Source organism: Chitinophaga sp. (assembly GCF_039596135.1).
GTDB lineage: Bacteria > Bacteroidota > Bacteroidia > Chitinophagales > Chitinophagaceae > Chitinophaga.
This window is the reverse complement of record NZ_JBCNKH010000135.1, coordinates 1-2,967: the sequence shown is the minus strand read 5'-3', so window position 1 is coordinate 2,967 and position 2,967 is coordinate 1. Positions and strand designations below refer to the sequence as shown.

At 41.5% G+C, this 2,967-nt stretch carries 5 protein-coding genes; all 5 read right to left on the bottom strand.

Translation table 11 applies throughout. From position 1 onward, the window contains the following. On the bottom strand, window positions 1-209 hold a 209-nt coding region (locus ABDW16_RS31210; protein ID WP_343675378.1), incomplete at its 3' end, for an N-acetylmuramoyl-L-alanine amidase. Window positions 210-328: 119 nt separating this feature from the next. Continuing rightward, entirely contained in the window at window positions 329-592 is a 264-nt protein-coding gene (locus tag ABDW16_RS31205) for a phage holin (RefSeq protein WP_259013315.1), read from the bottom strand. Window positions 593-607: 15 nt separating this feature from the next. Continuing rightward, a complete protein-coding gene (locus tag ABDW16_RS31200; protein ID WP_015382961.1) occupies window positions 608-886 on the bottom strand; it encodes a hemolysin XhlA family protein in 279 nt (92 codons plus the stop codon). 247 nt (window positions 887-1,133) lie between these two features. Further along, window positions 1,134-1,595 (bottom strand): hypothetical protein, encoded by a 462-nt coding sequence (locus ABDW16_RS31195; protein ID WP_259013319.1) that lies wholly within the window; start codon window positions 1,593-1,595, stop codon window positions 1,134-1,136. Window positions 1,596-1,612: 17 nt separating this feature from the next. Continuing rightward, window positions 1,613-2,967: pyocin knob domain-containing protein (locus tag ABDW16_RS31190; RefSeq protein ID WP_343675377.1), on the bottom strand; the 1,355-nt coding region annotated here is incomplete at its 5' end.

Sequence of the window (2,967 nt, the reverse complement as noted above, 5' to 3'; positions counted from 1 at the left end):
ACGCCAATAGACTTACGGTTCCCGGTGCCGTTTTTGCCGTCTCCTGTGTGCCATGCATTGCGATCTGTTGGGATGCCCTGCCTTACCTCTTTGTCATCAACAGCAAAGTGGAAACTCGTTGAACTTGTGTTTCCGATCATATAGCTGACCTCATTAGCAGCAGATGCATCATTGTAAGTGTTATGAATGGTGATGTATTCCGCGGTCATCGGATTAGGGCATTTTAAAGCGTATTTTGCTTCTGATACAAGGTTCTTTTTCACCGCGATTGTCATAAATGATCTCTCCTATTCTGTTTTTGAATTAGAAAGAGCCGCCAGCTGGCAGCTCACTTGGTTAGATTGTGATTTTTCAGGACAGCTTTTTGCTGATGGCCTTTTGCAGTCACATAGTTGTTTTTGAACCATGCAGTAAATGTCGTGCCAATAGTAAAGGCTATAGAGCCCGCAGTGTACAGCGCATCCGCAAGCTGATTCACCTGATCCTCCGTAATATCCAAAGGTGATTTGCCAAGCATCAGCATTGATTGGTTGATAAGTGCAATCAAAAGAAGCACCGTCCGAATGACCGTGCCTTTGTCAAAGTTTTTCATATTGTGTTTTCCTCCTTATTTTTGCAAAACAGTATAAAAAATAGCGATTGCGCCGCCAATAACACCAGTGCATACCGCTGTAATGATAGCGCCAGTTATTGTGCGTTTGATCCAAGTTGTATTCTCTTCGATCTTGTTGAGTTTTTCGTTTAATGTCATGATTTGTTGGTCTTGTCTATCAGAAACGCGTTCAAGAACATTTACACGCTGTTCGATCGTTTTCTGGCCTGCCTTCATTTCCATTATCTCTTTTTGTAATGCATGCACATCTGGTACCTCCGTCACTTCTGACATTAGTACGCCCCCCTTATATCTATTTCACGTTTTTCACCTCCTTAGAGGCAAAATAAAAAAGCCTTATTGACTGGCTTCTGTCGTTTCCTCGTATGGTTGACCTGTTACTTCTTGGTATTGGTCATGTGTAATGTATTGTGCCTGAACACCTTCTTTCAAGTCATCAACGGAACAATCGTTAAATGCCATAGCCTGCTTTACCATGGCAGTTGTGGCCCATTTGTAGAACAACGCAAATACCCAGAAATTAAGATTCACTTGTCATACCTCCCTTTAAATAGAGAACATCTAATTTTAAAGATGCAACTTGCTCACCTAAAGATTGATTCAAAGTTTCTGCTTCTTTTCTTGCTAGCACTTCCGCAGTCAATTGTACGCCTAAAGCATTTTGAGCCAGCTCAGCCTGTTTTCTTGCCAGTTTTTCGTCTGCCAACTGCTGCCCAAGTGTTGCAAGCTGTTCTGCTATAGGATTGGTTTCAGGAATACTGCCTTGTTTTAGCTGCTCTTTGTATTCTTCATCAGCAGTTTCAACCCATGTTTGTTTTTCCTCATCGAATAAAGGCCGCCACATACCCTCTCCATTTATTTCGGGAGGAATATCAGTAGCATTCGCCGGGATAATATACCTTCCTGTATCCCTATCGAGTTGTAACTCTATCGGCCTTCCTAAATAGATTTTATCCTCACCATATGGGTATATTAATTTCATGCTTATCCCTCCTTTCTTTAGGTTAGAGGTACAACTAAATCTATATAATATCCATTGACCTTTGACTCAGTAGTTGCCATTATACCTGTTAGCTTCATATCACCAGATGCATATATAATAATCTTGCTATAACCGGTCGTGCCGCTGGTTGCAACCATTTTTACAATTCCTTTGCTCGGGGCGCTGGAAGACGGGATGCTCGCAAAAACAACCTCCCTATCAGTAAGAACATGACCATTAAGATGCAACGTGTTTCCGACTTTACGGTATTGTAAAGGTCTATCACCTGAAGTTGCTCCGTTTTTGTATGGAACATTTACCCACGGCGTCTCTATAAAATCTAAGTCTGTAACAACCTCTCGCCACCCAGTGAATTCTCCCTCTTTATGCTTTGTTCCAATCCATGTACGGTTATCATAGGATCTTGTTGCGACAATTTTCTTTAACCCTTGAGGTGGGGCAAGATCGGCAGGAACATCTGTAATATCATAATAGTACCAGGCAGCATCATCATCCCCTGGATGATTTACAACACCTGCCCCAAAATAAAAGCCAGTCGGATAATCAAAAAGGTTCTGTCCTTTAGTTATTTTTATTCGCTGACCGGTTTGGGTTGTCAATTGATAGAGTTGTCCATTATTCCACTTGTTCTTATCTTCTTTCGTTACATGAATGTCTGTTTTATTTTCATGGATATTAACCTTCGCTTGGGCTCCTGCTGAGTATTCGATTTCCATCCAAGGCGTCCAGTTATCTGATCCACTCACCTTATTTCTTATGAATTTCCGCCGATTATCAGGTATAGAGGTTGTAGCACTGGTATATGCTGTGAATTCCTGATATGGATAGGTGCCGTAATTGTAAACCAATAAATAACCATTGCTATTCACAGGGGCATTCAGTGCGGTTGAAGCTGAAGTCATATAATAAAACCCTGTTTCAATAACAGTATTGAAATCCACGCCTGACAAGTTTTTCATCAAACCATTGTCTTGTGTTAATTTTGATAACTGAGCCGCATTCCACTTGGTTCGCTCTGCATCAGAAATATGTCGAATCTGGTTATAGTTATGTGCGTCAAACTCCGTTTTGGTTGCCTGTTTGTCATTGGTAACATTACCGAGCCCGACTTGATCTTTTGTCACCCCATGAGGGTTGCTTTTATCATTAATGTGTTGATCAGTATACGTTTTTGCATTTTTTTCAGCTGTATCAGCTTTGTTTTGCGCCCCTGTAGTCGTTTCCTTCGCATTCCAATTTGAACGCTCTGTGCCCGTGATATGGCGTGTGGAATCTGTATTGTGTGCGTTGAATTCTGTTTTTGTAGCTTGCTGCACGTTGTCTACGTTTCCTAAACCTACTTGGGCCTTTG

What these genes read in the sequence shown, in the direction of transcription:
- ABDW16_RS31205 (WP_259013315.1), bottom strand. Translation starts at nt 592, where the DNA reads ATGAAAAACTTTGACAAAGGCACGGTCATTCGGACGGTGCTTCTTTTG.
- ABDW16_RS31200 (WP_015382961.1), bottom strand. Translation starts at nt 886, where the DNA reads ATGTCAGAAGTGACGGAGGTACCAGATGTGCATGCATTACAAAAAGAG.
- ABDW16_RS31195 (WP_259013319.1), bottom strand. Translation starts at nt 1,595, where the DNA reads ATGAAATTAATATACCCATATGGTGAGGATAAAATCTATTTAGGAAGG.